Annotated in this window: 28 protein-coding genes and 1 tRNA gene; 18 read left to right on the top strand and 11 right to left on the bottom strand. The window is 68.4% G+C overall.

The window, feature by feature from the left end; translation table 11 throughout:
• The first annotated feature begins 5 nt into the window (after positions 1 to 5).
• The 12 genes from JF886_RS09710 to JF886_RS09655 all read left to right on the top strand — a co-directional run bounded on the left by JF886_RS09710 (position 6) and on the right by JF886_RS09655 (position 8,269).
• Positions 6 to 1,007, top strand: a complete 1,002-nt coding sequence (locus JF886_RS09710) for a c-type cytochrome (protein ID WP_337311918.1) — start codon at positions 6 to 8, stop codon at positions 1,005 to 1,007.
• A gap of 14 nt (positions 1,008 to 1,021) precedes the next feature.
• Positions 1,022 to 1,144 carry a hypothetical protein gene (locus JF886_RS09705; protein ID WP_337311916.1) on the top strand — a complete coding sequence of 41 codons (123 nt, stop codon included), beginning with the start codon at positions 1,022 to 1,024 and terminating at the stop codon, positions 1,142 to 1,144.
• Between the two features lie 7 nt (positions 1,145 to 1,151).
• Entirely contained in the window at positions 1,152 to 1,286 is a 135-nt protein-coding gene (locus JF886_RS09700; RefSeq protein ID WP_337311915.1) for a hypothetical protein, read from the top strand.
• Positions 1,287 to 1,297: 11 nt separating this feature from the next.
• Positions 1,298 to 1,669: a hypothetical protein gene (locus JF886_RS09695; protein ID WP_337311913.1), complete on the top strand. Its 372-nt coding sequence runs from the start codon at positions 1,298 to 1,300 to the stop codon at positions 1,667 to 1,669.
• Between the two features lie 8 nt (positions 1,670 to 1,677).
• Positions 1,678 to 1,866, top strand: coding sequence for a hypothetical protein (locus JF886_RS09690; RefSeq protein ID WP_337311911.1), 189 nt, complete (start codon positions 1,678 to 1,680; stop codon positions 1,864 to 1,866).
• 97 nt (positions 1,867 to 1,963) lie between these two features.
• On the top strand, positions 1,964 to 2,782 hold the full coding sequence (locus tag JF886_RS09685; protein WP_337311909.1) for a cytochrome c oxidase subunit II: 819 nt from the start codon (positions 1,964 to 1,966) through the stop codon (positions 2,780 to 2,782).
• Positions 2,783 to 2,822: 40 nt separating this feature from the next.
• Positions 2,823 to 4,478, top strand: coding sequence for a cytochrome c oxidase subunit I (gene ctaD / locus JF886_RS09680; protein WP_337311908.1), 1,656 nt, complete (start codon positions 2,823 to 2,825; stop codon positions 4,476 to 4,478).
• Complete coding sequence (locus JF886_RS09675) at positions 4,475 to 5,434, top strand: COX15/CtaA family protein (protein WP_337311906.1); 960 nt, start codon at positions 4,475 to 4,477, stop codon at positions 5,432 to 5,434. The genes ctaD and JF886_RS09675 overlap by 4 nt, the downstream gene beginning before the upstream one ends.
• Positions 5,431 to 6,348: a heme o synthase gene (locus tag JF886_RS09670; protein ID WP_337311905.1), complete on the top strand. Its 918-nt coding sequence runs from the start codon at positions 5,431 to 5,433 to the stop codon at positions 6,346 to 6,348. Before JF886_RS09675 ends, JF886_RS09670 begins: the two co-directional genes overlap by 4 nt.
• Positions 6,349 to 6,494: 146 nt before the next feature.
• Positions 6,495 to 6,767, top strand: coding sequence for a hypothetical protein (locus JF886_RS09665; protein WP_337311903.1), 273 nt, complete (start codon positions 6,495 to 6,497; stop codon positions 6,765 to 6,767).
• 46 nt (positions 6,768 to 6,813) lie between these two features.
• Positions 6,814 to 7,653 (top strand): cytochrome c oxidase assembly protein, encoded by an 840-nt coding sequence (locus JF886_RS09660; RefSeq protein WP_337311902.1) that lies wholly within the window; start codon positions 6,814 to 6,816, stop codon positions 7,651 to 7,653.
• A gap of 115 nt (positions 7,654 to 7,768) precedes the next feature.
• Positions 7,769 to 8,269: a cupredoxin domain-containing protein gene (locus JF886_RS09655; protein ID WP_337311900.1), complete on the top strand. Its 501-nt coding sequence runs from the start codon at positions 7,769 to 7,771 to the stop codon at positions 8,267 to 8,269.
• Between the two features lie 19 nt (positions 8,270 to 8,288).
• Here JF886_RS09655 and JF886_RS09650 read toward each other — a convergent pair whose 3' ends face one another.
• Entirely contained in the window at positions 8,289 to 9,062 is a 774-nt protein-coding gene (locus JF886_RS09650) for a biotin--[acetyl-CoA-carboxylase] ligase (protein WP_337311898.1), read from the bottom strand.
• A 131-nt stretch (positions 9,063 to 9,193) separates the two neighbouring features.
• On the opposite strand from JF886_RS09650, the gene JF886_RS09645 reads away from it, so the two are divergent.
• Together JF886_RS09645 and JF886_RS09640 are read left to right on the top strand one after the other, a co-directional pair.
• Positions 9,194 to 9,505 carry a hypothetical protein gene (locus tag JF886_RS09645; RefSeq protein WP_337311896.1) on the top strand — a complete coding sequence of 104 codons (312 nt, stop codon included), beginning with the start codon at positions 9,194 to 9,196 and terminating at the stop codon, positions 9,503 to 9,505.
• 49 nt (positions 9,506 to 9,554) lie between these two features.
• The gene (locus JF886_RS09640; RefSeq protein WP_337311895.1) at positions 9,555 to 9,782 is read left to right on the top strand and encodes a hypothetical protein; all 228 of its coding nucleotides are present in this window, start codon (positions 9,555 to 9,557) and stop codon (positions 9,780 to 9,782) included.
• Positions 9,783 to 9,812: 30 nt separating this feature from the next.
• On the opposite strand, the gene JF886_RS09635 is transcribed toward JF886_RS09640, so the two are convergent.
• The 3 genes from JF886_RS09635 to JF886_RS09625 all read right to left on the bottom strand — a co-directional run bounded on the left by JF886_RS09635 (position 9,813) and on the right by JF886_RS09625 (position 11,213).
• Positions 9,813 to 9,888 (bottom strand) — tRNA-Arg (locus JF886_RS09635).
• A 55-nt stretch (positions 9,889 to 9,943) separates the two neighbouring features.
• Positions 9,944 to 10,825, bottom strand: a complete 882-nt coding sequence (locus JF886_RS09630) for a protein kinase family protein (protein WP_337311893.1) — start codon at positions 10,823 to 10,825, stop codon at positions 9,944 to 9,946.
• A 22-nt stretch (positions 10,826 to 10,847) separates the two neighbouring features.
• Positions 10,848 to 11,213 carry a hypothetical protein gene (locus JF886_RS09625; protein ID WP_337311891.1) on the bottom strand — a complete coding sequence of 122 codons (366 nt, stop codon included), beginning with the start codon at positions 11,211 to 11,213 and terminating at the stop codon, positions 10,848 to 10,850.
• Between the two features lie 115 nt (positions 11,214 to 11,328).
• On the opposite strand from JF886_RS09625, the gene JF886_RS09620 reads away from it, so the two are divergent.
• Both JF886_RS09620 and JF886_RS09615 read left to right on the top strand, forming a co-directional pair.
• The gene (locus tag JF886_RS09620; protein ID WP_337311889.1) at positions 11,329 to 11,982 is read left to right on the top strand and encodes a uracil-DNA glycosylase; all 654 of its coding nucleotides are present in this window, start codon (positions 11,329 to 11,331) and stop codon (positions 11,980 to 11,982) included.
• 97 nt (positions 11,983 to 12,079) lie between these two features.
• Positions 12,080 to 12,553, top strand: coding sequence for a DUF7768 domain-containing protein (locus JF886_RS09615; RefSeq protein WP_337311887.1), 474 nt, complete (start codon positions 12,080 to 12,082; stop codon positions 12,551 to 12,553).
• Between the two features lie 6 nt (positions 12,554 to 12,559).
• Here the strand turns inward: JF886_RS09615 and thrC are convergent, their stop codons facing one another.
• Both thrC and JF886_RS09605 read right to left on the bottom strand, forming a co-directional pair.
• Positions 12,560 to 13,852 carry a threonine synthase gene (gene thrC / locus JF886_RS09610; protein WP_337311885.1) on the bottom strand — a complete coding sequence of 431 codons (1,293 nt, stop codon included), beginning with the start codon at positions 13,850 to 13,852 and terminating at the stop codon, positions 12,560 to 12,562.
• A 181-nt stretch (positions 13,853 to 14,033) separates the two neighbouring features.
• On the bottom strand, positions 14,034 to 16,469 hold the full coding sequence (locus JF886_RS09605) for a DEAD/DEAH box helicase (RefSeq protein ID WP_337311883.1): 2,436 nt from the start codon (positions 16,467 to 16,469) through the stop codon (positions 14,034 to 14,036).
• Positions 16,470 to 16,681: 212 nt separating this feature from the next.
• Between JF886_RS09605 and JF886_RS09600 the strand changes: the two genes are divergently transcribed.
• Positions 16,682 to 18,700 carry a S53 family peptidase gene (locus JF886_RS09600; RefSeq protein WP_337311881.1) on the top strand — a complete coding sequence of 673 codons (2,019 nt, stop codon included), beginning with the start codon at positions 16,682 to 16,684 and terminating at the stop codon, positions 18,698 to 18,700.
• Between the two features lie 67 nt (positions 18,701 to 18,767).
• Here JF886_RS09600 and JF886_RS09595 read toward each other — a convergent pair whose 3' ends face one another.
• Positions 18,768 to 19,055 (bottom strand): DUF503 domain-containing protein, encoded by a 288-nt coding sequence (locus JF886_RS09595; protein WP_337311879.1) that lies wholly within the window; start codon positions 19,053 to 19,055, stop codon positions 18,768 to 18,770.
• A 90-nt stretch (positions 19,056 to 19,145) separates the two neighbouring features.
• Here JF886_RS09595 and JF886_RS09590 point away from each other — a divergent pair, with 90 nt between their 5' ends.
• Positions 19,146 to 20,993 carry an AMP-dependent synthetase/ligase gene (locus JF886_RS09590; protein WP_337311877.1) on the top strand — a complete coding sequence of 616 codons (1,848 nt, stop codon included), beginning with the start codon at positions 19,146 to 19,148 and terminating at the stop codon, positions 20,991 to 20,993.
• On the opposite strand, the gene JF886_RS09585 is transcribed toward JF886_RS09590, so the two are convergent.
• The 4 genes from JF886_RS09585 to JF886_RS09570 all read right to left on the bottom strand — a co-directional run bounded on the left by JF886_RS09585 (position 20,984) and on the right by JF886_RS09570 (position 22,887).
• Entirely contained in the window at positions 20,984 to 21,232 is a 249-nt protein-coding gene (locus JF886_RS09585; protein WP_502711423.1) for a hypothetical protein, read from the bottom strand. The two genes, JF886_RS09590 and JF886_RS09585, sit on opposite strands and share 10 nt — an antisense overlap.
• A 155-nt stretch (positions 21,233 to 21,387) precedes the next feature.
• Positions 21,388 to 21,744 carry a YdeI/OmpD-associated family protein gene (locus tag JF886_RS09580; protein WP_337311875.1) on the bottom strand — a complete coding sequence of 119 codons (357 nt, stop codon included), beginning with the start codon at positions 21,742 to 21,744 and terminating at the stop codon, positions 21,388 to 21,390.
• Between the two features lie 13 nt (positions 21,745 to 21,757).
• Complete coding sequence (locus tag JF886_RS09575) at positions 21,758 to 22,051, bottom strand: hypothetical protein (protein ID WP_337311873.1); 294 nt, start codon at positions 22,049 to 22,051, stop codon at positions 21,758 to 21,760.
• Complete coding sequence (locus JF886_RS09570; RefSeq protein WP_337311871.1) at positions 22,051 to 22,887, bottom strand: ParA family protein; 837 nt, start codon at positions 22,885 to 22,887, stop codon at positions 22,051 to 22,053. Before JF886_RS09570 ends, JF886_RS09575 begins: the two co-directional genes overlap by 1 nt.
• Between the last annotated feature and the right edge of the window lie 22 nt (positions 22,888 to 22,909).

Below are 22,909 nucleotides of genomic sequence, written 5' to 3'. Positions count from 1 at the left end.
TCTTCGTGATCCTGTCAGCGCTGCTGATCGCGCTGGTGGGCATCGCGGCCATCCGCGACAGCCAGGATCGCGACTACCTGGCCATCCAGCAGCGCTACCAGTCGGACCACAACGACACCGGCTTCAACATCCAGGTACAGCAGATCTTCCCGGCGTTCGCTGACGCCAAGCGCGGCGACACCTTCCGCGTGGAGCGCTGCATCTCGTGTCACGTGCCGGACATCGGCACCATCGGCCCCGAGCTGGCCGCCCAGCGCCTGGCCCAGGACTTCATGAAGTACCAGCCGAACGCGCAGGCGGTGGCGGCGCAAAACCACTACACGCTGGTTCATCCCGCCTACATCGCCAATGGGATCAGCGTTCCCAGCGCCACTAAGGGGTTCGCACCGGCGATGGACTACACCCAGTACGGCATCACCGGGACGGGCTTCGCGCCCTATTCGGTGACCGGGGCGACAACCAACGCCAAGCAGGGGTATGCGGTGACCCCGACCACGGTCCTGCCCGGTCCGCTTCCAGCCGCTGTGGATCCGAAGGCGCTGAACCCCACCCAGACGAACCCGTCCCTTCAGAAGGTGGGAATCGACCAGGTGGGCTGCATCGTCTGCCACAACGGCAGCCGCCTCTCACTCAACCAGACCGACGCGCACCAGAACCTCATCGCCAACCCCGAGTACGACTTCACCTCCGGCGCGCAGCTGTACTACAAGTACTGCGTCACCTGCCACGGCGTGCAGGGTGAGGGCGGCAAGGGGCCACCGCTCAGCAACCAGGACCGCCTCGGCTACTTCAACGAGGACTACTACTACCGGTGCATCGAGTACGGGTTCACCGACTTCGAGCACATCGGCAGCATCATGCCGAACTGGGGATCGACCGCGACCGACTTCACCTACGATCCCACCCGCGACAAGCAGAGGCCCGGCAGCCGGATCCTCAGTGAGAACCAGATCCAGATCCTGATCCAGTTCATCCGCCACTGGGAGAACTACAACACCCTGCCGTAGGGTGATCAGCCGCCATGAGACGACGCACCCTCGCCCGCGACCTGCTCGGCACGATGCTCATGTTCGCCGTGCTCATCGGGCTATGCGCCATCATCATCCTCGGGGAGCACTTCCTCGAGAACTTCAAGTCCCACTGAGAAAACAATGATCACCCCCATGCTCGCCGACTTCGATCCAGGTGACGCCGGCTGGGGTGACGTCATCTTCGTCAGCATCTGGGCGTTCGCCACGCTGGTGCTGGCGGCGTACTACTGCTACCGATCATTCTTCACCCGCTGAACGAGGTGGGGTTGAGCGCAGTGGCCAGCGCGCGCCGCCGGGACTGGCGGATCGCGGCCGCACTCTCGATCATCCCCGGCGCCGGCCAGCTCTACAACGGTCAGGCGGCCAAGGCCCGGTACTATTTCCTGTGGGCGGTCGGATGCCTCGGGGCCGATGTGCTCTTCTTCCTGGGCGGCAGCGCCCTGGGGCGGCAGTGGATCGCCGACGGCCGGCTCATCCTCGCGATGATCTTCGGGATGATCGCCATCGTCGTCTTCATCGGCCTGCTGGTGTACGGCCTCTTCATCTGGGGGAGCGCTGCTGTCGACGCCACCGCCGGAGCCCGCGAGATCTCGCTGTCCGGCGAGGCCTCGCCACTTCTCAGGTATTTCCACCTGTGAGGCCGTGAGTGGGCCTGCTGGACGTCGTCAGGCGGATGCGGCCGCGCCCCACCGGATCGCTCGGGGAGACCCTGCCCGATCCCGCCAAGCCGCCTGCCAATCGCGGGGAGTGGGACAGGGCGGCGCTCACCAACGTCGAGATCACCGAGCTCGTGAAGCGGCAGATCCGAACCGTCACCCGGCCATGGCAGAAATGAGCACCGCCGCGGTTTGCCGCGCTTGGGATGCCTGTGCGATCATCCCGGCATCTCGCGTTGTCGTCGCAGACGGATGTGATGCGGAGAGCCGGTCCAGGTGAACCTACTCGCCACGACGATCGTCGACACCTCGCCGTATCACCCCGGCGGCCCGGTTGCCGACAGCATGAAGTTCGTCTTCAACTGGGTGCTGCTGGCGTCCATCGTGCTCGGCCTCTTCACCGTGGTGATGCTGGTCTACAGCATGTTCCGCTTCCGTCGCAAGCACGACGACGACGAACCGTCGCAGTTCCACGGCAACACCCGCCTCGAGCTGTTCTGGACAGCCGTGCCGCTCGTCGTCTTCATGTCGCTGTTCGGCCTGACGGTGTCGCAGATGGGCTTCATCAACGACGCCCCGGCCAGCACAGCCGCAGCTCCGGTGATGCAGGTCACCGTGATCGGTCAGCAGTTCAGCTGGACGTTCGACTACACGGGGAGCCACACCAGCAGCGGCAACGACGTGCAGAGCTTCACGATCCTGCACGTGCCCGCCGACACCCCGGTCGACCTCCAGGTGGTCTCCACCGACCACCCGTGCATCACCAAGCCATACGCTGCCTCGGGCTCGAGCGCCGCCGCGGCCCAGGCAGCCGCCACCATGCAACAGAAGCTGAGCACGGGCGACAGCCTCGCCAACGCCATCTCCGACCAGGGATGCGGCGTCAACCACAGCTTCTACGTGCCCTCCCTGGCCGGTCAGATCAACGCGCTGCCCGGACAGACCAACCACATGTGGCTGCAGGCGCGGGCCGGCCACTACTACGGGCAGTGCACCGAGCTGTGCGGCACCGGCCACGCCAGCATGCTGCTCGAGGTGATCTCCGAATCGCGCGCGCAGTTCGACCAGTGGATGCTGCAGCAGACCGCCAAATGAACACATTGCACCAGCTCGAGCTTCATGGGGGACACAACTGATGGCGGCGATCAGCACGCCTGTACCGCAGGCCCGTTTCGCCGCGCGGTGGGACAAGAGCCGCGGCGTCCTCGGCTGGATCACCACGGTCGACCACAAGAAGATCGCGATCATGTACCTCTACACCACCTTCTTCTTCTTCCTGGTGGGTGGTGCGATGGCCCTGCTGGTGCGCATCCAGCTGGCCGAGCCACAGAACAAGTTCCTCACCCCAGCGCAGTACAACCAGATCTTCACCATGCACGGGACGACCATGATCTTCCTCTGGATCATCCCGGTCTTCTCCGGTTTCGGGAATTACTTCGTCCCGCTGATGATCGGGGCGCGGGACATGGCGTTCCCGCGCGTCAATGCGCTGTCGTTCTGGCTGATCCCGCTCGGTGGGCTGGTGATGTACTCCGGTTTCCTCTTCGGCGGCAGCGGTGCCGCCGGCTGGACCGGCTACGTGCCGCTCACGGAGCGCGCCTACTCACCGCAGGTCGGCCAGGACCTCTGGATCATCGGCCTGCACCTCCTCGGGGTCAGCTCGATGCTCGGCGGTGTCAACTTCCTGGTCACCATCCACAACATGCGCGCCCCGGGGATGACCTGGACGAGGCTGCCGCTGTTCGTGTGGGCGATGGAGGTGACCCAGGGGCTGATCGTGCTGGCCTCGCCCTTCTTTGCAGGCGTGCTCTCGATGGTGCTGCTCGATCGCCAGGTGGGCGCGTCGTTCTTCAGCGTCAGCCACGGAGGCAGCGCGCTGCTGTACCAGCTCATCTTCTGGTTCTACTCACACCCGGCGGTGTACATCATGATTCTGCCGGCGTTCGGGATCGTCAGCGAGGTCATCCCGGTGTTCTCGCGCAAGCCCATCTTCGGCTACCGCGCTATGGCGGCCTCGATGGTGGCCATCGCAGTGCTCGGTTTCGTGGTGTTCGTGCACCACATGTTCGTGACCGGCCTGCCACTCGTCGTGCAGGAGTTCTTCGCGTTCACCACGCTCTGCATCGGGGTGCCGACCGGGATCAAGATATTCAACTGGCTGGCCACCATGTGGGGTGGCAGCATCCGACACGACACGCCCATGCTGTTCGCCGCCGGGTTCTTACTGATGTTTCTGATCGGTGGCATCGACGGCGTCTACCTCGGCAGCCTCGCTGTGGACCGGATCCTACACGGCACGTACTGGGTGGTCGGGCACATCCACTACGTCCTGTTCGGCGGCAGCGTGCTCGGTGTCTTCTCGGGCATCTACTACTGGTTCCCGAAGGTCACCGGGCGCTTCCTCAGCGAACGCCTCGGCAAGCTCCACTTCTGGCTGATGATCATCGGCCTCAACCTCACCTTCATGCCCATGCACCTGCTGGGGATGCTCGGCATGCCCCGGCGCATCGCCACCTACGAGGACAACCGCGGCTGGGGTGACCTCAACTCCCTGGAGACCTTCGGGGCCTTCCTCATCGCCATCAGCGTCACGGTGTTCCTGGTCAACTTCGTGATCAGTATGCGTGCCCCCAAGACGGCGACTGCCGACCCGTGGGAGGGGAACACCCTGGAGTGGGCGACCTCGTCGCCGCCACCCGCCCACAATTTCGACGTCATCCCCGAGGTCCACAGCAGCCGTCCCCTTCGAGACATGCGCCGGGCACGCCAGGCCGCGTCGGCCAGTCCGTGACCTGGACTCCCTCGCGGGCCCTGCGCCGTCTCACCGTGGCGACGGCGCTGGCGACGTACCTGCTCGTCGTCATGGGCGGGGTGGTGCGCGTCAGCGGCAGCGGGCTGGGCTGTGGTGACAGGGACCAATGGCCGCTGTGCCACGGCGGCCTGCTGCCACCGCTGGAGCGCACCGCGCTAATCGAGTTCACCCACCGCTGGGTCGCGGCGATCGCCACCGGCCTGGTGATCGCGCTCGCGGTTGTGGTGTGGACGCGCTACCGCAACGTGCGCTGGTTGCGCAACGGCGCGACCGCGATCGTGGTCCTCTTCATCGCACAGATCGTGCTCGGGGCGATCACCGTCGAGTTCAACCTGCCCAGCGGCGTGATCATGATCCACCTCGCCAACGCGCTTCTCCTGCTCGGAGCGCTGGTGTGGATCGCGGTGACCACCGCGACGGCAGGCTCGGCGCGCGCGCGCCCGTCGCTGGGCACCGTGCGCCTCGCCGGCGTCGCCGTCGCCGCGACGTACGTCCTCGCGCTCTCGGGTGCACTGGTCGTCGACCAGGGCGCCGGCGCCGCGTGCGCGGGCTGGCCGCTCTGCGGCAACGGCTTCCAGTTCTCGGCGGGACGGTTCGCTGACATCAACCTCCTGCACCGCGTGGTCGCGGCCATCGTGGTCCTGCTGCTCGGTTATTCGATGGTGAAGATGCGGCGCGCGCGTCCCGGCGACCGCGCTCTGCGCCTGGCGACGTTGAGCGTCACCCTGCTGATCGTCGCCCAGGTCGCAGCCGGCGCGCTGCTCGTCGACCAACATCTTCCCGCGGCCGTTCGCGGCATTCACCTCGCCCTGGCCAGCGCGTTGTGGGCGTGCGTCGTCGTCTCTGCGGTGATCGCGCGCGGCGTCACCTCGACCGAGGTCGCGGGCGGCACCCGGCTGGACCGGTCGTTGGCCGCCAGGGTGGCCGCGTCATGAGCGTGGCGGTTCGCGTCGAGACGCCCATCGGGCTGCGCACGGGTCAGCGCGTCGTGCAGACGGTCCGCGACTACATCGCGCTCACCAAGCCGCGCGTCGTCGTCCTCCTCGAGGTCACCACTGTCTTCGCGATGGTCATGGCCGCGCGAGGCTTGCCGTCATTCGGCCTGGTCGCGGCGACGGTGACGGGCGGCTGGTTCGCCGCCGGTGGGGCGCACGCCATCAACTGCTGGTTCGATCGTGACATCGACGCCAGCATGGGACGCACTCGGACGCGTCCCATCCCCGCCGGGCGCGTCCAGCCGAGCAGCGCCCTGGCATTCGGTACCACGCTGGGGGTGGTCGCGTTCGCGTTGCTCGCCGTGGCCGTCAACCTCCTGGCCGCCGTCCTGGCGATCGGCGGGCTGCTCTTCTACGTCTTCGTCTACACCATGTGGCTGAAGCGCAGGTCGATGCAGAACATCGTCGTCGGAGGCGCGGCCGGGGCCATCCCGCCGCTGGTCGGCTGGGCAGCGGTGCAGGGCAGCCTCAACCTCACCGCCCTTTTCCTCTTCGCCGTCGTCTTCTACTGGACCCCGCCTCATTTCTGGGCGCTGGCCCTGCTCATCCGCCGTGACTACGCCAGCGTCTCGGTGCCGATGCTGCCGGTGATCGTCGGCGAGCGCGAGACCCGGCGCCAGATCCTGCTGTACACGGTGATCCTGGTGTTGGTGACCATCATGCCGGCGCTGGTCCACTCCTTTGGGTATGTCTACGTGGTCGGCGCCGGCGTGCTCGACGCGCTGTTCCTGGCCGCCGCGGTCATCGCCGTCCGCGATCCGTCCGCGCGCGCCGCGCGGCGCGTCTTCTACTATTCGATGCTGTACTTGGCGCTGCTCTTCGCGGTCATGGCAGTCGACCGCGTGGTCGGCTGACCACAGAGGGGACTTGACGTGGACAAGAAGCTGGCCCGCAAGAACATCCAAAGCGGGGTCTCGATGGTCATCCTTCTTGTGGTGCTCTTGGGGGTCACCTTCGTGTGGGCCGCCGTGTACCTCAACGCGGTCAAGTAGGCAGCGCGGTGACCGACGAGAACCTACCCACCCATGAGGCCGCCGACACCGGCCACGGCGAGCACGCCGGCGTTCACTTGCCTCCGCCGAGCGTCGTCCCGATCATGGTGGCGCTCTCCCTCGCCACCGTCCTCATCGGGTTCGTCGACCAGGTGCGCGGCACCGTGGGCCCGCTGGTGTGGGGCATCGGCCTGGTGTGGCTGATCGCCAGCCTGCTGGCCTGGTACCGCGGCGCCCGCACGGAGTTCCACGAGCTCCCCGAGTCGGTCGAGGGCCACTGATCCGCCGGTCCGGCGGCCACGCCGGACGGGAGTAGGCTGACCGGTCGTGGAGCCAGCACATCTCGACCTCCGCGACTGGTCGTGGCAACCGACAGTCCTCCTCGGCCTCGCGGCCCTGGTGGCCGCGTATGCCATCGCCTGGCGCCGCGGGCTGGTCCGCGACGACGACGATGTCAGCTCATGGGTGGGCTCGCCCCAGCTGCGCCCCTGGTTCTTCGGGGCCGGCGTGCTTGTCGGCTTCATCGCCTTGCAGTCACCGATTGACACCGGCGGCGACCAGTACCTCTTCTCCCTGCACATGGTCCAGCACCTGCTGCTGATGATGGTGGCGCCGCCCCTGTGCATCCTCGGCGTCGCCGGCATGCGCGCGCCGGTCACGGGCCCGCCCGGGCCGTTGCGTCGTGCCTGGAGAGGGCTGGTCAATCCCTGGTGCGCCACCGTGATCTTCAGCATGGTGCTGCTGGTGTGGCACATCCCCGCGCTGTACGACGCGACCCTCACCACCGAGACGATCCACATCGTCGAGCACCTCAGCTTCATAGCGGTCGGGATCATCTTCTGGTGGCCGATCGTCGATCCCATGCGCGGCGCCGACCGGCAGCGCTGGGTGGGGACATTCGCGAAGATCGCCATGCTGGTCGGGTCGGGGGTGCCGCCCACCGTCGTCGGGCTGATCTTCACCGTCGCGCCGCACCCCTTCTACGACTTCTACGCGCGCGCCCCGCGGCTCTGGGGGCTGACCCCGGTCGGCGATCAGCAGATCGCCGGCGTGGTGATGTTCGGGGCAGGCAACCTCATCTACTTCGCCGCCGTGGTGATGGTTTTCTGGCGCGTGTTCGGGGACCCTGCGAGAGACGAGGAGGAAGCACAGCGGGGCTTTGGGTGACGGGGCGCCACGGCTGCACCATCCCCTACCATCTGGGGGAACATTCCATGGTAAGCAGCGCGGCCTGAGCATCTGCCGGCCGCGGGTGCGGCGGCGTCAGGAGGGACACCTCGTCATGACCCGGATGCGCTCGATCGTGATCACCGCAGGCGTCGGCCTGGCCATCTCGCTCTGCGCATGCGGCAACGGCCCGCCCGAGGTGGCTGCCGGCGGCGGTGGCGGACCGGCGGTGGGCTCGGCGGCCGGCAGCGGGCTGGGCGCGCCCGCGGCCAAGGTCGTCGCCAACGCCAGTGACAAGTTCAGCCCGGGGACCACCACGGTGACCACAGGCCAGGTGATCCAGTGGACGGTGGCTTCTGACAGCAACCCGCACAACGTCACCTTCGACTCCAACGGCGACCTAACCTCGCCCGGCTCGCTGGGCCCCGGCGAAACATGGCAGGTCAAGTTCACAGTTCCCGGTACCTACTCCTACCGCTGCACCATCCACGACGGGATGAACGGTCAGGTCACGGTGACAGCGGGCTCGGGCGGAGGCTCCAGCGCGTCGGCATCGCCGAGCAGCTCGTCGAGCGCTTCGGTGAGCCCGTCGGCCTCGCCCACGCCCTCGCCGTAGTCCGAGGGCCGGCCGGGCCTCAGCTCTCCCAGTCGCCCGCCACGATGTGCACGTCGCCCGCGAGCACGCGCACCTGCCCGGCGTCACCGCGCAGCAGTAGGGCCCCGTCGTCATCGATGCCCTCGGCAACACCGCTCACCAGCCCTGCCGCCGAGGTCGCTGTGACCACGCTGCCGATCCCGGCGGCGTGCGCCATCCACTCACCCCGGAGCCCGTTCATCCCGGTCGACTCCAACGTGCCCAGCCGTTGGGCCAGCTCGCCGACGGTGGCGGCGAGCAGGGCGTAGGGAGACGGCGGCGTGTCGACCAGCTCGTTGAGGCTGATCCCGGCAACGCCGACCGGGAACGACGGCACCGTCAGGTTGACGCCCATGCCGATCACCACCGCGGTGCCGTCGGCGGCGACGGCAGGCTCGACCTCGCAGAGCACCCCGGCCAGCTTCCGGTCCCCCACGAGCAGATCGTTGGGCCATTTGAGCCGGCTCGCCCAGCCCGAGGTGGATTCGATCGCGGCACGGAGGGCGAGGCCGGCGGCGATCGACACCCCGCCGAGGCGGGGGTGGCGCACACGCACGAAGACGGACGCCAGCAGCGCTGACCCGGGCGGCGCCGTCCACAGGCGCTGCTGACGACCCCGGCCAGAACTCTGGAACGCGGCGGTGCAGCAGAACCCCGGAGCCGCGCCCGCCCGGATCGCCGCCCGCACCACGTCCTGGGTGCTCGTGGTCGCGGCCAGCGCGCGCAGCCTGAAGCCGGGAAAAGCCTTTCTCCCTGAGCCTTCCAGGGCCGCCACGCTCACCGCATCCTCGATCACATCGCCGGCCTCATGTCAATGCTTGACCTTCTCAGAGGCGGTGCTAGGATTCCGTCCAGCACGTCGCCGTTGCGCGTGGGCGCGTCAATCTTCATTGTGGTGCAAGCGAAATGATCCAGGAGACCTGCACGCGGATCGAGGAGCTCGAGGACTACTGGACGTCCGAGATCAGAGCCCGACACGCGCGCCGCAACAAGATCCGGGACATCGACGACATGCTGAACCAGTTCGAGATGCTCAACCTCGCCGACGAGCAGGCGATCCCTGCGGACCTCAGGCAGCGCGTCGCCACCTTTGTCCGCGGCGAGGGCCACCCCCTGTGCGAGCGCAGGCCGGCCGGTGTCGCCATCCCCGACTGGATGGAGGCCCTGTATGACGTGCAGGACGGCCTGATGATCAGGTTCCCGGACGACATCGACTGAATCGCCCGCCGCGCCGGCCTTTTTGTCCGGCGTTCTATAGTTCCCCTGCATGAGCGAGCCGCCGCGCCGCGGGTTCTGGGAGGCACCGGTCCCGCCCGCATGGGCCGTCCGGGCCCTCGCCAAGGGGATCATCGGTCCCGAGCGTTTCGAGGCGTTGGTCGCGTACACGGCTGACCCCACCGCGGTGCGCCGCAGGAACCGGCCTCGCGCCGCCTGCTCCTGCCGCAAGCGGGCCAAGCGCGGCTGCACCAGCTGGCACTTCGAGCACCCCGGCTGAGGCCTCCAACCCCCAGGCGGGTGCAGAGGGTGGTACGCCCGGAGGGACTTGAACCCCCGCACCCGGCTCCGGAGGCCGGTGCTCTATCCAACTGAGCTACGGGCGCCCGCGGGATCGAGGCACGAGTATAGGGCGACGACGGCGGCGGGCCGGAGGGCGAGTCACCACCATTCGAACGGACGGCCATCCCACGGGTCGAGGCTGGGATACACCGGGGTCGCGGCGAGCATCTCGAGACGTTCCTCGAACGCGGTCACCTCGTCGCGGTCGAGGATGCGGCCAAGCGACCCGCGCAGGGCCGAGCGACGGCTCTCGTCGGCTGCGAGATCGTGCACACGGCGCGCCACCGGCTCGGGAAGCGGCTGGCCGCCCAGCTCGATGAGAACGGTGCGCTGGCGGGGGTAGGGGAGGAAGCTGAGCGCATTGTCGATCCCGTGGATGTGTCCGTTGTCGCCGAGCAGCAGATGGGCTCGCTTGCGGTCGGCGTTGTTGATGAGGACGTCCAGCGCTGCCACGCTGCGCAGCTGCTCCTCGAGCACGTCGTGCGGCGGCGTGCTGTCGTCGGGGCCGTGCACGAACAGCTGTACCGATCCCGGCCCGTGCGGACCGTCGCGCAGCGTGGTGGGCGGCACCACACCGTCGTCAAGGGCCGCGCTGACCACGTAGGCGGCCGCCTCGCGCATGTGCAGCGTCTGCGCAGGGAAGTCCCACAGCGGTCGCTCGCCGCGCGCCGGCTTGTAGATGGACCGGAGCGGCTCGTCTGGGCGGTTGGGGTCGGGCCCCTCCATCTCGAGGACGAAGACCGCGTTCGATGAGTACACGACACGACCGATCCCGGTGACCGTCTCGCTGCGCAGGCGGCGCAGGGTGTCCGCGTCGCGGGGTGCACCCGCGGTCGCCGCGTCCTCGGCGAGCGCTTGGCTGAATCGCCGTGACACCCGCCGGACGGCGGCCGCCTCGGCGCGCATCTCGGCGGCGTACGCCGTGATTGCGACATCGCGCCCGCTGCCACGCTCACCAGCCGGTCGGCGTTGCCTGCTCACCCCGGTGGTGCCCTGCGCAGGCTCAGCGCGAACGCCGTGCGACGACCGTGACGGTGATTGCGGCGACAGTGAGCGGGACGCCGAACAGCAGCGCGGCGGTGAGAAACGCCGACACTGAGAGCACCCCGATGCCCATGCAGATGATCAGCACCGCCACGGCGAGGACCGCCAGGTTGAACGCCCACGCGCGCCAGCGGATCATGTGCCCGGCACGGGGAGGCGAGGCGGGAGCGTGCGCGGGCGGAGCCATGCGCAGCGGGGGCGCCGGCTCGGCGGTGTCCAAGGGGAGGTCCGGCCGGCCCAGCGCCGCCCACCAAGCGGGGGCGCCCGCCGCGGGGCGCGGGTCCGACTGCTGTTCGGAGGCGGGACGCGGGGGGTCGTCAGACATTGCGGTCCTGCGCGGTGTTGGTGGGGGCGGCGCGCCGGGAGGGACGGAAGCAGGGCGCTGGCGGCCCCACGATCATAGCGCCGGCCCCCCTCTACCTCGCTCCTACACTCGGCCGGTGAGCGAAGCATCGAACGATGCAATCAATGCGATCCAGCGCGATCACCGAGCCTGCGTCCGGTGCGTCGGCGCCGGCTACCTGCCGCGCGCGCACCCCGTGTTCAGCGGGCACCCCGGGCAGCGACTCATGCTCGTGGGCCAGGCCCCCGGGCCGGTGGAGGACGACGTCACCAGGCCATTTGCCGGGCGCGCCGGGATGCAGCTGATGCGCTGGTTCGCGCAGGCCGGGTTCGCGGGCGAGCATGAGGTACGCGAGCGCGTGTTCATGACATCGATGACCACCTGCTTTCCCGGTCGCCTGCCCAACAACGCCGGCGATCGACGACCCACCGCCACAGAGGTGGCACTGTGCAGGGGCTGGCTCGACGCCTATCTCGAGCTGCTCCACCCGGCCCTGATCATCTGCATCGGCGGTCTGGCACACAGCCGCTTCCTCCCAGGTCGCCGCCTCGACAGCGTGGTGGGCAGCGCCTGGTCAACGGAGGGTGAGGTGGTCGCGGGCATCCCGGCGCGGTCGCCGGTCCTGCTTCCGCTGCCTCATCCGTCGGGTCAGAGTCGCTGGCTCAACGACCCGCAGCACATGCGCCTGCTCGACGCGGCGCTGGGACGGCTGCGCCAACTCGCCGGCTGGGCGGCCTCAACCTCGACGTGATAGGTCGGGTCGCAGAGGAGGCCTGAGCGCGACGGCAGCAGACCGGTGCTATGATCCGCGGGCCGTTTTCGGCTTTGCCACAAAGGTAATTCAGGCTGTGCCCGAGACCGATGCCGCGCCTCTGGCGGCGCAGGCGCCTGCCCGCAAGGACGCTGAGGACATCCTCGAGCGCATCTTCACGCCGCGCCCCAAGGCCAGCCCTGCAGAACAGGCCGAGCGCGCGCTGCGGCGGCCGAAGCAGCTGATCTATTGCGCCATCAGCAACAAGAATTTCTACTGGCGTCAGCACATCACCAAGTTCGTGCTCGACGAGGGAGGCGTGCCAATCTCCCCGTTCATGCTTTTCGACTACTACCTCCTGCACACGGTTCCCAAGGAGACGGTGCGAGAGGCCTTCAACAACCTCATCGTGCGCTGCGACCAGATGTGGGTGTTCGGCAATCTCTCGCTGGGGGTGAAGGTGCAGATCGGCATCGCCAAGCGGCTGCGCAAGCCGCTGCGCTTCTACGACATCACCGACATGCCGTACAGGGTGGTCAGTGTTCCTGAGGCGATGTTGCGCGAGGAGTAGCGCGGGCTAGGTCAGTCCGAGCTCGGACAGGCGCTCACGGACATCCCGGCGCGCGGGCTGGACCGGATCGCCGAGGGTTCGCCGGCCTGCGACGGCGTCCAGGGTCTTGAGTCCGTGGCCGGTGATGTACGCGGCCACCGTCTCGTCGCCACTCCACCGTCCCGCCCGGGCCAGCTTGCGGAGGACGGCGACGGTCACGCCGCCGGCGGTCTCGGTGAAGATCCCCTCGGTGGTGGCGAGCAGCTCGATGCCCTCGACGATCTCCTCCTCGGTGACGCTGGCAACCACGCCGCCGGTGCGCCACGCGATGCGGAGCACGTCCGCCCCGTCGGACGGGTTGCCGATGGCGATCGACCGGGCGATCGTGTCGGGGCGGACCGGTTGCACCACCTCGCTGCCGCGCTCGAAGGCACTCGCCACCGGGGAGCAGCCGAGCGCCTGGGCACCGGTGAAGCGGGGCAACTGGCGCGCGTCGACGAGCCCCAGGTTGATCAGCTCAGCCGCCGCCTTGCGGTGCTTGACGAACTGGCAGCCGGAGGCGACCGGGATCACGATCTCGTCGGGAAGCCGCCAGCCGAGTTGCTCGGCGGTCTCGAACGTGAGCGTCTTGCTGCCCTCGCTGTAGTAGGGGCGGAGGTTGATGTTGCAGAAGCCCCAGTCGAGGTCGTCGGCGAGCTCCGCGCAGAGCCGGTTGACGTCGTCGTAGCTGCCCGCGATCGGCACGATGGTGGCGCCGAAGACAGCAGTGGCCGCGACCTTGGGTGCCTCGAGGTCGGCGGGGATGAAGATCACCGCGCGCAGGCCGGCGCGCGCCGCGTACGCGGCCAGCGAGTTGGCGAGGTTGCCCGTCGACGCGCAGGCCACGGTGCGGAAGCCGTTCTGCAGCGCCCAGTTCAAGGCCATCGCCACCACCCGGTCCTTGAAGGAGTTGGTGGGATTCTGCGTGTCGTTCTTGAGATGGAGATGGCGCAGGCCGAGCTCGGCGCCGAGGGTGCGGGCGTGCACCAGCGGGGTGAACCCCTCGCCGAGGGTGACGACGTCGCCACCGTCGACCGGAAGCAGGTCGGCGTAACGCCACAGGCTCGGCGGCCCCGCCTCGATGCGGCGGCGTGACACCCGGCCGGCGATGGCGTCGTAGTCGTACGTCACCTCGAGCGGGCCGAAGCAGAGCTCGCAGAGGTGGGTCGCGGTGGCGGGCTGCTCATGGCCACAGCCGCGGCACTGCAGCCCGGTCACGGCGGCGGTGGCGTGCATCGGCGCAGTCGTTCCCGCGAGCTCGACCGAATCGACAGGGGACATAAAAAAAACCTCCCGGGAACTTCCGGGAGGTCTCCGCACGCAGCGCGATGTGCCTACGTTCGGAAACCTCCGCTGCGCATCATCATCATCGAAGCGGTATCGACCACCGCAGGCGACTGCATGCGGGCGATGCTAGCAGACTGCCCACGCTGCGTTGCACATCCAGTTTGCCGCCCGCAGCCTAGACGCGGCGGATCAGGTCGCGCTCCATCGCCTCGCGTGCCTGCCGCACCCGTGCATGCAGGGGATGCTCGCGGAGTGCCTGCTCCATCTGGCGGAGCATCGAGTACAGGTTCTTCATCGCCTTGACGACGTCGCCGATGTCGTTGGCCGCGGGCGTCTCGATCTCCGCCAGCGGCGCTCCCGATGCCCACTGGTGGGCGGCGTTGATGTAGTCGAGCGACAGGGGGCGCAACGTCTGCAGGCCCTGCTCGCGCTCGAGCGCAGCCAGTCGCTGCAGCGAACCACGAAGACGCCGGTAGGCAAGCTCCACGCGCGGGGTCGGGAAATGGCGTCGCGACGGTTGGGCGCGCTCGCGGCCACGATCCTCGGCGACCAGCGTGACCAGCGCCGCGGCGAGCTCGGGTGGGCTGAGCGGGCCGAGGTGACCGGCAACGATGGCGTCGGCGATGAGCAGCGCGTTCTCGCCGAAGAGCGAGGCCGCCAGCAGCCCGAGCTCGTTGGGGGCGTCGTTCTCCAAGAAGCCGGCATCGTGGAGCACGCGGCGCAGAGCACCGAACTCGCGCCGGTAGCGGTGCCGAGCCCACTCAAGCTCGGCCTCACCCCCCTCCAGCGTCTCCTCGATGTCGCGGGTCTCCGCGCGATGGGCGCGGTGCTCGCCAAAGTACGGGCAGCTGCGGCACGGCGAGTTGTGCAGCCTCTGTTGCTGCTGGCGCAGCTCGCGCCGCATCGCCTCGAAGCGCTGCCCGGGATCCGCTCCGCGGCCACCATGGCGGCCCCGCCGCGAGTCACGCCAGTGCTCGCGCTTGACACGGCGCACCGAGACCTGCAGCTCCTCGACCGCCGCGGCGACGCTCAGATGGGTGGCCAGAGTGCGCTCCGTGCAGGCAACCCTGGGGTGGCGGAACACCCGGCCGCGCCGGTCGACCAGCTGTTCCTCGAGGTTGTGCCTCTTCTCGGTCCAGTGGTCGGCACGCTGCACGTTCTGGTACTGGCCGAATGATTTGTCGAGCAGCTCCTCGGCGCGCTCGACCGACCGGGTGCGCAGCAGGCTCAACACCATCGTGTACGTGGGCGCGAACTTGCTGTCGACACTCATCTCGCCACCGATCGCGGCCTCGTAGATGTCGCGGACGTCCACGTCGGACTCCTTGAGGATGACGCCGTGTCCGACGGCGTCGATGCCGCGCCGCCCCGCCCGTCCCATCAGCTGGGTCAGCTCGCCAGCGGTCAGCGAGTGAAAGCCGGTGCCGTCGAACTTGGTGAACGACGACACCACGCAAGCGCGTGCCGGCATGTTGAGCCCCAGCGACAGCGTCTCGGTGGCGAACACCACCTTGACGAGCCCCTCGATGAAGAGGCGCTCTACCGCCTCCTTGGCGGAGGGGAGCATCCCCGCGTGGTGCATGGCCACCCCATGGCGGAGCATCACCGGGTCGATGGCCTGGCGGAAGACGCGCCGCTCGTCGGCGTCCTCGATGCGCTGGACGATCTCGCCGTACCGGGCGTCGATCGCCTCCTTCTCGGCGCGGTCGGTGAGGTCCAGCCCGTGCACGGCGCAGCGGCTCAACGCCTCCGCGCAGCCGCGACGGGAGAAGATGAAGTAGATCGCCGGCAACATCGAGCGCAGGCGCAGCTCGTCGATGACGTGGAAGAGGTCGTTGTCCGGAGCACGTCGCATGTAGCGGAAGGGTGCCTCGTGCATCGACTCGTTGGCGGCCATGTCGAGGGTGCGCCGCGCCACTCGTCCGCCCGCGTCGAAGAGCGGCTCGAGGTGGTTGCTGATCGAGAGCCACATCTCCAGGGGGACGGGCCTCTCGGTACGCACCACCGTGGCGATGTCACCGCGCAGCCCGCGCATCCACGCCGCCACCTCGTCGACGTTGCTGATGGTCGCCGACAGGCCGATGAGGCGGACGTGCGCGGGCGTCTCGATGATGATCTCCTCCCACACGGTGCCTCGGGGGTGGTCGTCGATGTAGTGGATCTCGTCGAGGACCACGTCGCTCACCGCGTCCAGCCGCGCGGGCTCGTCGTAGAGAACGTTGCGGAGGATCTCGGTGGTCATCACAACCAGTGGAGCTCCGTCGTTGACGGTGTGCTCGCCGGTGACCAGGCCCACATTGGCGTCGCCGTAGCGCTCGGCGAGGTCGTGGTACTTCTGGTTGGAGAGCGCCTTGAGCGGCGACGTGTAGATCACCCGGGCGTGGCGGCGGCGCAGGTGCTCGGGGGCGAGCAGGGAGCGCCACATCGGGTACTCGGCCACGAGCGTCTTGCCGCTGCTGGTCGGCGCGGCCACGAGGACGCCGCGCGTGCGCTCCAGCTTCTCGATGGCCTCCCGCTGAAAGGGATCGAGGGCAAACGGCAGCGACGCCTCGAAGGCGGCGATGGCGTCGGCGATCTCGTCGGTTCCGGTGGAGCGGGGCACGGTGGTCACAGGGCAATCATCGGTCAACGGTTGGATTGGATCAGGCCCGCTGTCTGGCTGACCAGACAGCCTGACGGTGCCATTTTGGTAGCCACAGGTGATGGACACTGGCCGTACATCGCTTTCAGAATGACGCCACTCGTGTCACACGTGGCTCTGGCCACACTGGGAGATATCGAATGGTTCGAGGCATAGGAAGAACCGCGCGCACAGGCATGTGCGTGGCGACGGCGCTGTCGATCGTCAGCCTCGGGGCTGGCCAAGTGGGCGCATCGGCGGCCGCACCCACCAGCGTGGCCACGGCCCCCGCGTGGGCGACCGCGCAGCACCGTCTTGGTGGCGCCGCCATCAACCAGGTGCGGAGCATCACCGTCCTGCTCAACACCCGCAACGAAGCGCAGCTCGAACGTCTCGCCAGCGCGGTCTCGACCCCGGGCAGCGGTCAGTACCGCCAATACATCAGTGCCTCCACATTCCACGCCAACTTCTCGCCCACCGAAGCGACCACGCAGACCGTTGTCAGTTACCTCACTGCTGCTGGTCTTCGCATCCAGTCAATACCAGACAACCGTCTGTACATCCGCGCCACCGGCAGCGTGGCCGCGATCAGCCACGCGTTCAACACCCAGCTCAGCGTGTTCGCGGTCAAGGGCGCACGCCGCGTGGCTCCATCGTCGCCGGCGACGATGCCGGCGTCCGTCGCCGCCTTGGTGGCGGGCGTTGATGGGCTGTCGGACGGCGTTGGCATGACGTCGCCGCATCACGCCAACGAAGCCGCCGTGGCGGGATCCGCGAGCAGGGCGGGCTCAGCCGGTGTGAGACCAGCCGACACCCTTCCCGGCCCGCCGCCGGCGTTCGTCAACGCTCCACCCTGCTCGGTGTACTGGGCCCAGAAGATCGATACCACTGATCCCGCGCCGGCTACCGGCAAGCCGTACGTCCCCTGCGGCTACGTGCCATCGCAATTCCGTGGCGCATATGGTGTCTCGGGCGCGACCAGCAGCGGCATCGACGGATCCGGGATCACCGTGGGTATCGTGGATGCGTACGCGGCTCCGACGATACTCAGCGATGCCAACACGTACGCTCAGCTGCACGGCGACCAGCCGTTTGCACCGGGACAGTTCAGGCAGGTGAATGCCGGACGTTACGACCTGACCGCTCCGCCATCAGCCTCGAACCCCACTGGGTGCGGCGCTCAGGGCTGGTACGGCGAGGAGACCCTCGACGTTGAGGCGGTGCACGGCATGGCGCCGCGCGCGAAGATCATCTATGCAGGCGGGATGGATTGCAACGACTCCGCGCTGCTCGACCGTGAGAATTACCTGATCGACCATCAACTGGTGCAGATCATCAGCAACTCGTGGGGTGGCCTGGGCGACATCGACCAGCTCGCCCCCAACCTCCAGAAGGCGTACACCCATACGTTCCTGCAGGCGGTCACGCAGGGGATTGGGATCCAGTTCAGCTCCGGCGACAACGGCGATGAGCTGCTTAATGCGGGGGTTCGCACTGTCGACTTCCCGGCCAGCGACCCGTGGGTCACGGCAGTCGGCGGCACAAGTCTCCAGGTCGGGAGCACCAACAACTACATCCTCGAAGCTGGGTGGGGAACCACCTCGAGCAAGCTGGTGAACGGATCCTGGACCGCGCCCGCCTACTTGTACGGGGCGGGTGGAGGCACCAGCACAGTCTTCAACGAGCCCTCGTACCAGCAGGGGGTGGTGCCGGCATCGCTCGCCGGGTACTGGGGCGGCAACAACCGTGTCGTCCCGGACGTCGCCATGGATGCCGACCCGCAGACGGGGATGCTGATCGGGGAGACGCAGGCGTTTCCCGCCACCGGGGGCCGCCCGGCCGGCAACTACTACAGTGAATTCCGCATCGGTGGGACGAGCCTGGCGTCGCCGCTCTTCGCCGGGATGATGGCGCTGGCGGACCAGGCATCCGGACGGACCATCGGGTTTGCGAACCCGGCGCTGTACGGGACTCTCAAGTCCAATGGCTACCTGACGTCGTCCCACAGCGGCGGGGCGTTCCACGACGTGACCAGGCACGTCTTCTCAGTGGTTCGTGTCAATTACAACAACAGCATCGACGCCACCGCGGGAACGTCGCGCTACCTGCGCTACACAGACCAGACCGGCACCCTGCAGACCACCCCGGGCTACGACGACGTTACCGGGATCGGGACCCCGTACGGGCTCAACTTCCTGTCCGACATAGGGTTCTGCTGCTGAGCTGAGGAACTCGGCGGGGGTGCGCCAATGTGGCGCGCCTCCGCTCCGGTCCGTCAACAGCCACTCGTCAGAGGTGGATGAGCTCGAAACGCGACCCGCTGACCACGCCGTCGGCGTCGTTCTCGATGTAGGCGAGTACCTTCTGGCAGATCTCGTCGGCGTGGCGGGCGTTGTTGCTGATGCAGGCCACCCCGACGACGGCGGTCTGCCAGGTGTCCTGGTCGCCCACCTCGGCGACGGCGACGGCGAAGGTCTGCCGCACCCGGCTGGTGATCGACCGCACCACCATTCGCTTGTCCTTCAGCGACTGGCTCTCCGGGACCTGGATGGTGATCTGCAACGTTCCGATGACCACAACGGGGCTCCTGCGGGGGATGGACGGCGGCGGGGCGGCCGCCGGCCGGGCCGGGACCGCCTGCGGTACGTTGTGTCATTCTGCGCGTCGATGACGAGCGAAGCCGCCGTCGCGTCCGAGGCTGCCGCGCCGAACCCGGAGGAGCTGACGCTCGTCGAAGCCCTGCTCGCGCAGGTGCGCGGGCGCGCCGACATGCCCTCCATGTACACGCGCGCCGGCGACCGTTGGGTGGCGATCACCTGGGGGCAGTTCGGGGCGGGGGCGCGGCGCCTCGCCGCCTTCCTCATCGGCGAGGGGATCAAGGCCGGCGACCACGTCGCCATCTGGGCCAACAACCGGGCCGAGTGGCACACCGCCGACGCGGCCATCCTCATGGTCCGCGGTTGTCCGGTACCCGTGTACCAGACGCTGAGCGCCGACCAGGCGCAGTACGTCCTCAACCACTCCGAGAGCCGCGTCGTCTTCGTCGAGAACGAAGCCCTGCTCGCCCGCGTGCTCGAGCAGCGCGACCAGCTCCGCCATCTGCGCCGGGTGGTGGTGATGGAGGGCGTCGAGAACCCGTCGCCGGACGGCTTCGTGGTCCCCTGGCAGCAGGCGCTCAGCGCCGGTGATGAGCACCTCGAGCGCCACTCCCCCGAGATCGACGAGCGCATCGCACAGACCGAGATGGATGACGTGGTCACGCTCATCTACACCAGCGGCACCACCGGGCCCCCCAAGGCGGTGATGCTCACCCACCGCAACATCGCGGCCTCGGCCGACGGCCTCGCCGACCTCGTCGAGGTGGGCCCGAACGACCGTGTGATCAGCTATCTCCCGCTGGCCCACATCGCCGAGCGCATGGTCAGCGAGTTCCGCTCCTACCGCTACGGCAACCCCACCTGGTTCCTCGATGGGCTCCCCAACCTGGGGGCGCGGCTTCGTGAGGTGCGCCCGACCCACTTCTTCGGGGTTCCGCGTGTCTGGGAGAAGATGGCCGCGCAGGTCAACAAACAGATCGACGCCAGCCCGGCGCCACAGCGCAGCCTGGCGCGCTGGGCGATCCGGACGGGCCGGAAGGTGTCGGATCGTCGCGAGAGTGGCGAGACCATCCCGGCCGGCCTCGAGCGGCGCCATCGCCTCGCCGACCGGCTCGTGCTCAGCAAGCTGCGGGCCCTGCTCGGGTTCGACGACGTCCGCATCCTGGCCAGCGGCGCCGCCCCCATCGATCCCGAGGTGCTGCGCTTCTTCCGTTCCATCGGGCTGGAGATCTGCGAGGTGTACGGCCAGAGCGAGAACACCGGGGTGACCACCCTGAACCGGCCCGGGCGATCGCGCATCGGCACCGTCGGTGAGGTGTTCCCCGGCAACGAGGTGCGCATCGCCGAGGACGGCGAGATCCTGGTCCGCGGCGGTGTCGTCTTCCCCGGCTACCTGCACAACCGCGAGGCCACGGAGGCCACGCTGGTCGACGGCTGGCTGATGACCGGCGACGTCGGTGAGTTCGACAACGACGGCTACCTGCGGATCACCGACCGCAAGAAGGACCTCATCATCACCGCTGGCGGCAAGAACATCTCGCCGGGGAACATCGAGGGCGGACTCAGTACCCATCAGCTGGTGGGACACGCCGTCGCCATCGGCGACAAGCGCCCGTACATGACCGCGCTGCTGACGCTCGATCCCGACGAGGCTCCCGCGGTCGCCTCGCAGCGGGGCTGGCCGACCGAGCTCGAGAAGCTGGCCAAGCACCCGGCGCTGCACGAGGAGCTGCAGCGGCACATCGACGCCGTCAACGCCAAGCTCAGCCACGTCGAGCAGGTGAAGCGATTCACCGTCCTGCCCAAGGACTTCAGCCCCGACGAGGAGCTGACGCCCACTCTCAAGGTGAAGCGCAAGGTCGTCGCCGAGAAGTACGCCGACCAGATCCAGGAGCTCTACAGCAAACCTCAGGACTGATCGGCGTCCTCGTCCTCAGGCAGCGACGGTCGCCTCCCCCGCGGCGGAGGTGCTGCGAGCGCAGCTGTGGTCTCGCGGCCGCCGCGCAGCCCCGGGACCAGCAGCGCCGCTAGCGCGCCGCCGGCCAGCACCACGGCCCCGACCACCACGGCGGGGCGCAGCCCGGCGACGAACAGAGCCGGAGTGCCGTAGCCGCCGGCGGCGGTGAACACCGAGGCGAGCACCGCGATGCCCAGCACACCGCCAGCTCACGGATGGCGTTGGTGGCCCCCGAGGCCTGGCCGGCGTGGCTCGCGGGATTCGACGGGCCGACGCCAGTTGGAGCTGACCGAGCGGGACTTTCAGGGAGAGGCGGTCGCAGAGCGCTGTCGCCGCCTCTTCTTTGTGTCCCGAGCTACTGGTTGAGCTCTGCGCGGAGATCGTCGGGGAGAGAGGCGAGACCCGCGTCGCTCATCCGGCCGGCGGCGACGAGGCGGCGCGCGCGCTCACGGTTGGTCGGAGTCCAGTTGCCCCCGGGCCGTCGCGGCATCCATCGCGTCAGGTAGCGGCGCTCGTCGAGCCCGCGCACCAGCACGTCGACCCAGCCATGGCACACCGCCTCGTCGAGCAGCTCCTCGTAGTCGGGAGTGCGCCGCTCCGGTCCCTTGCGATCGTTGATCAACCAGATCTCGCGTCGATCGGCACAGTTCTCGGCCAGCCAGCTGCGCCAGTCTGCGATCGACTCGACGCGGAGCGTCTCGCCCACCTCCATGACCCGCCCGCGGTCAGAGGTTGGAGAGCAGCTTGTGGCGCAGTGCCTCGAGCTGCTCGAAGCGCTCCATGGACGGGCGGCCGCCCTGCTGATGGGGGAACTTGAGGTGCTGCACCGCATCGGCGAGAAGCTCGATCTCGTCGTCGCTCAGCCGCACCGAGCGCTGGTTGTGGTCCGGCGACGCGGGCACGGGGCGTACCTCCGCGGTGACCTCGACGGCCATCACCTCCTGCTGCGGCGCCGGGTCGTCGGTGGTGCGGAAGAGCTCTTCGGACCCGCGCAGCTGAGCGCGGCGGAATCCCTTCATCACACCCGGCTCGCCCGCGCCCGTACCGGGGTGCCACGGACGTTGGCGGTCCCACCACTCGCGGCGTGCTCGTCCTGGGCCATCACCGCGGTGGCCAGGGCGCGGTAGGCGCGCGCGCCGGGCGAGGCGCTCGCGTACTGGAGGATCGACTGCGCGGCCAGCGGCGTCTCCGCAAAACGGATCGACGAGTCCACGGTGATGTCGAACACCTCGTCGCCGTACCGCTCACGGACCAACTCGAGGACCTCCTGGCTGTGCAGCGTGCGCGACTTGTAGATGGTGGGCAGAATTCCGGCGATGCGCAGCTCCGGATTCAACTTCGCGCGCACGCGGTCGATGGTGCGCTGCAGCTGCTGCATGCCCTTCATGCCGAAGTACTCGCACTGCAGGGGGATGATCACGTCGGTGGAGGCGACCAGCGCGTTGACGCACAGCAATCCGAGTGACGGTGGACAGTCGATGACGATGTAGTCGTACTCGCCGAAGATCGGCTCCAGCTTGTCCTTCAACACCGACTCACGGCCGAACTCGGTGACCAGCTGCAGCTCGGCGCCGCTCAACTCGATGTTGGCGGGAAGGAAATCCAGCTTCATGGCGTCGGACCGCAAGCGCACGTCCGCGACGTCGACACGGTGATCGGTGAGCACGTTGTACACCGACAGCTCGAGATCGTCGGGGCGCCTACAACCCATGTTGATGGTGAGGTGTCCTTGCGGGTCGAGGTCCACGGCAAGGATGCGCGGACCCTTCTCGGCGAGCGCAGCTGCCAGGTTCACCGCGGTCGTCGTCTTGCCGACGCCGCCCTTCTGGTTCGCGATCGAGATGATCCGCGTCATGTGGATTGGACCGAACGGGAGC

Source organism: Candidatus Aeolococcus gillhamiae (assembly GCF_016464765.1).
GTDB lineage: Bacteria > Chloroflexota > Dormibacteria > Aeolococcales > Aeolococcaceae > Aeolococcus > Aeolococcus gillhamiae.
Note: the sequence above shows the minus strand (reverse complement) of the source record. Positions and strands in the feature narration are given on the sequence as shown.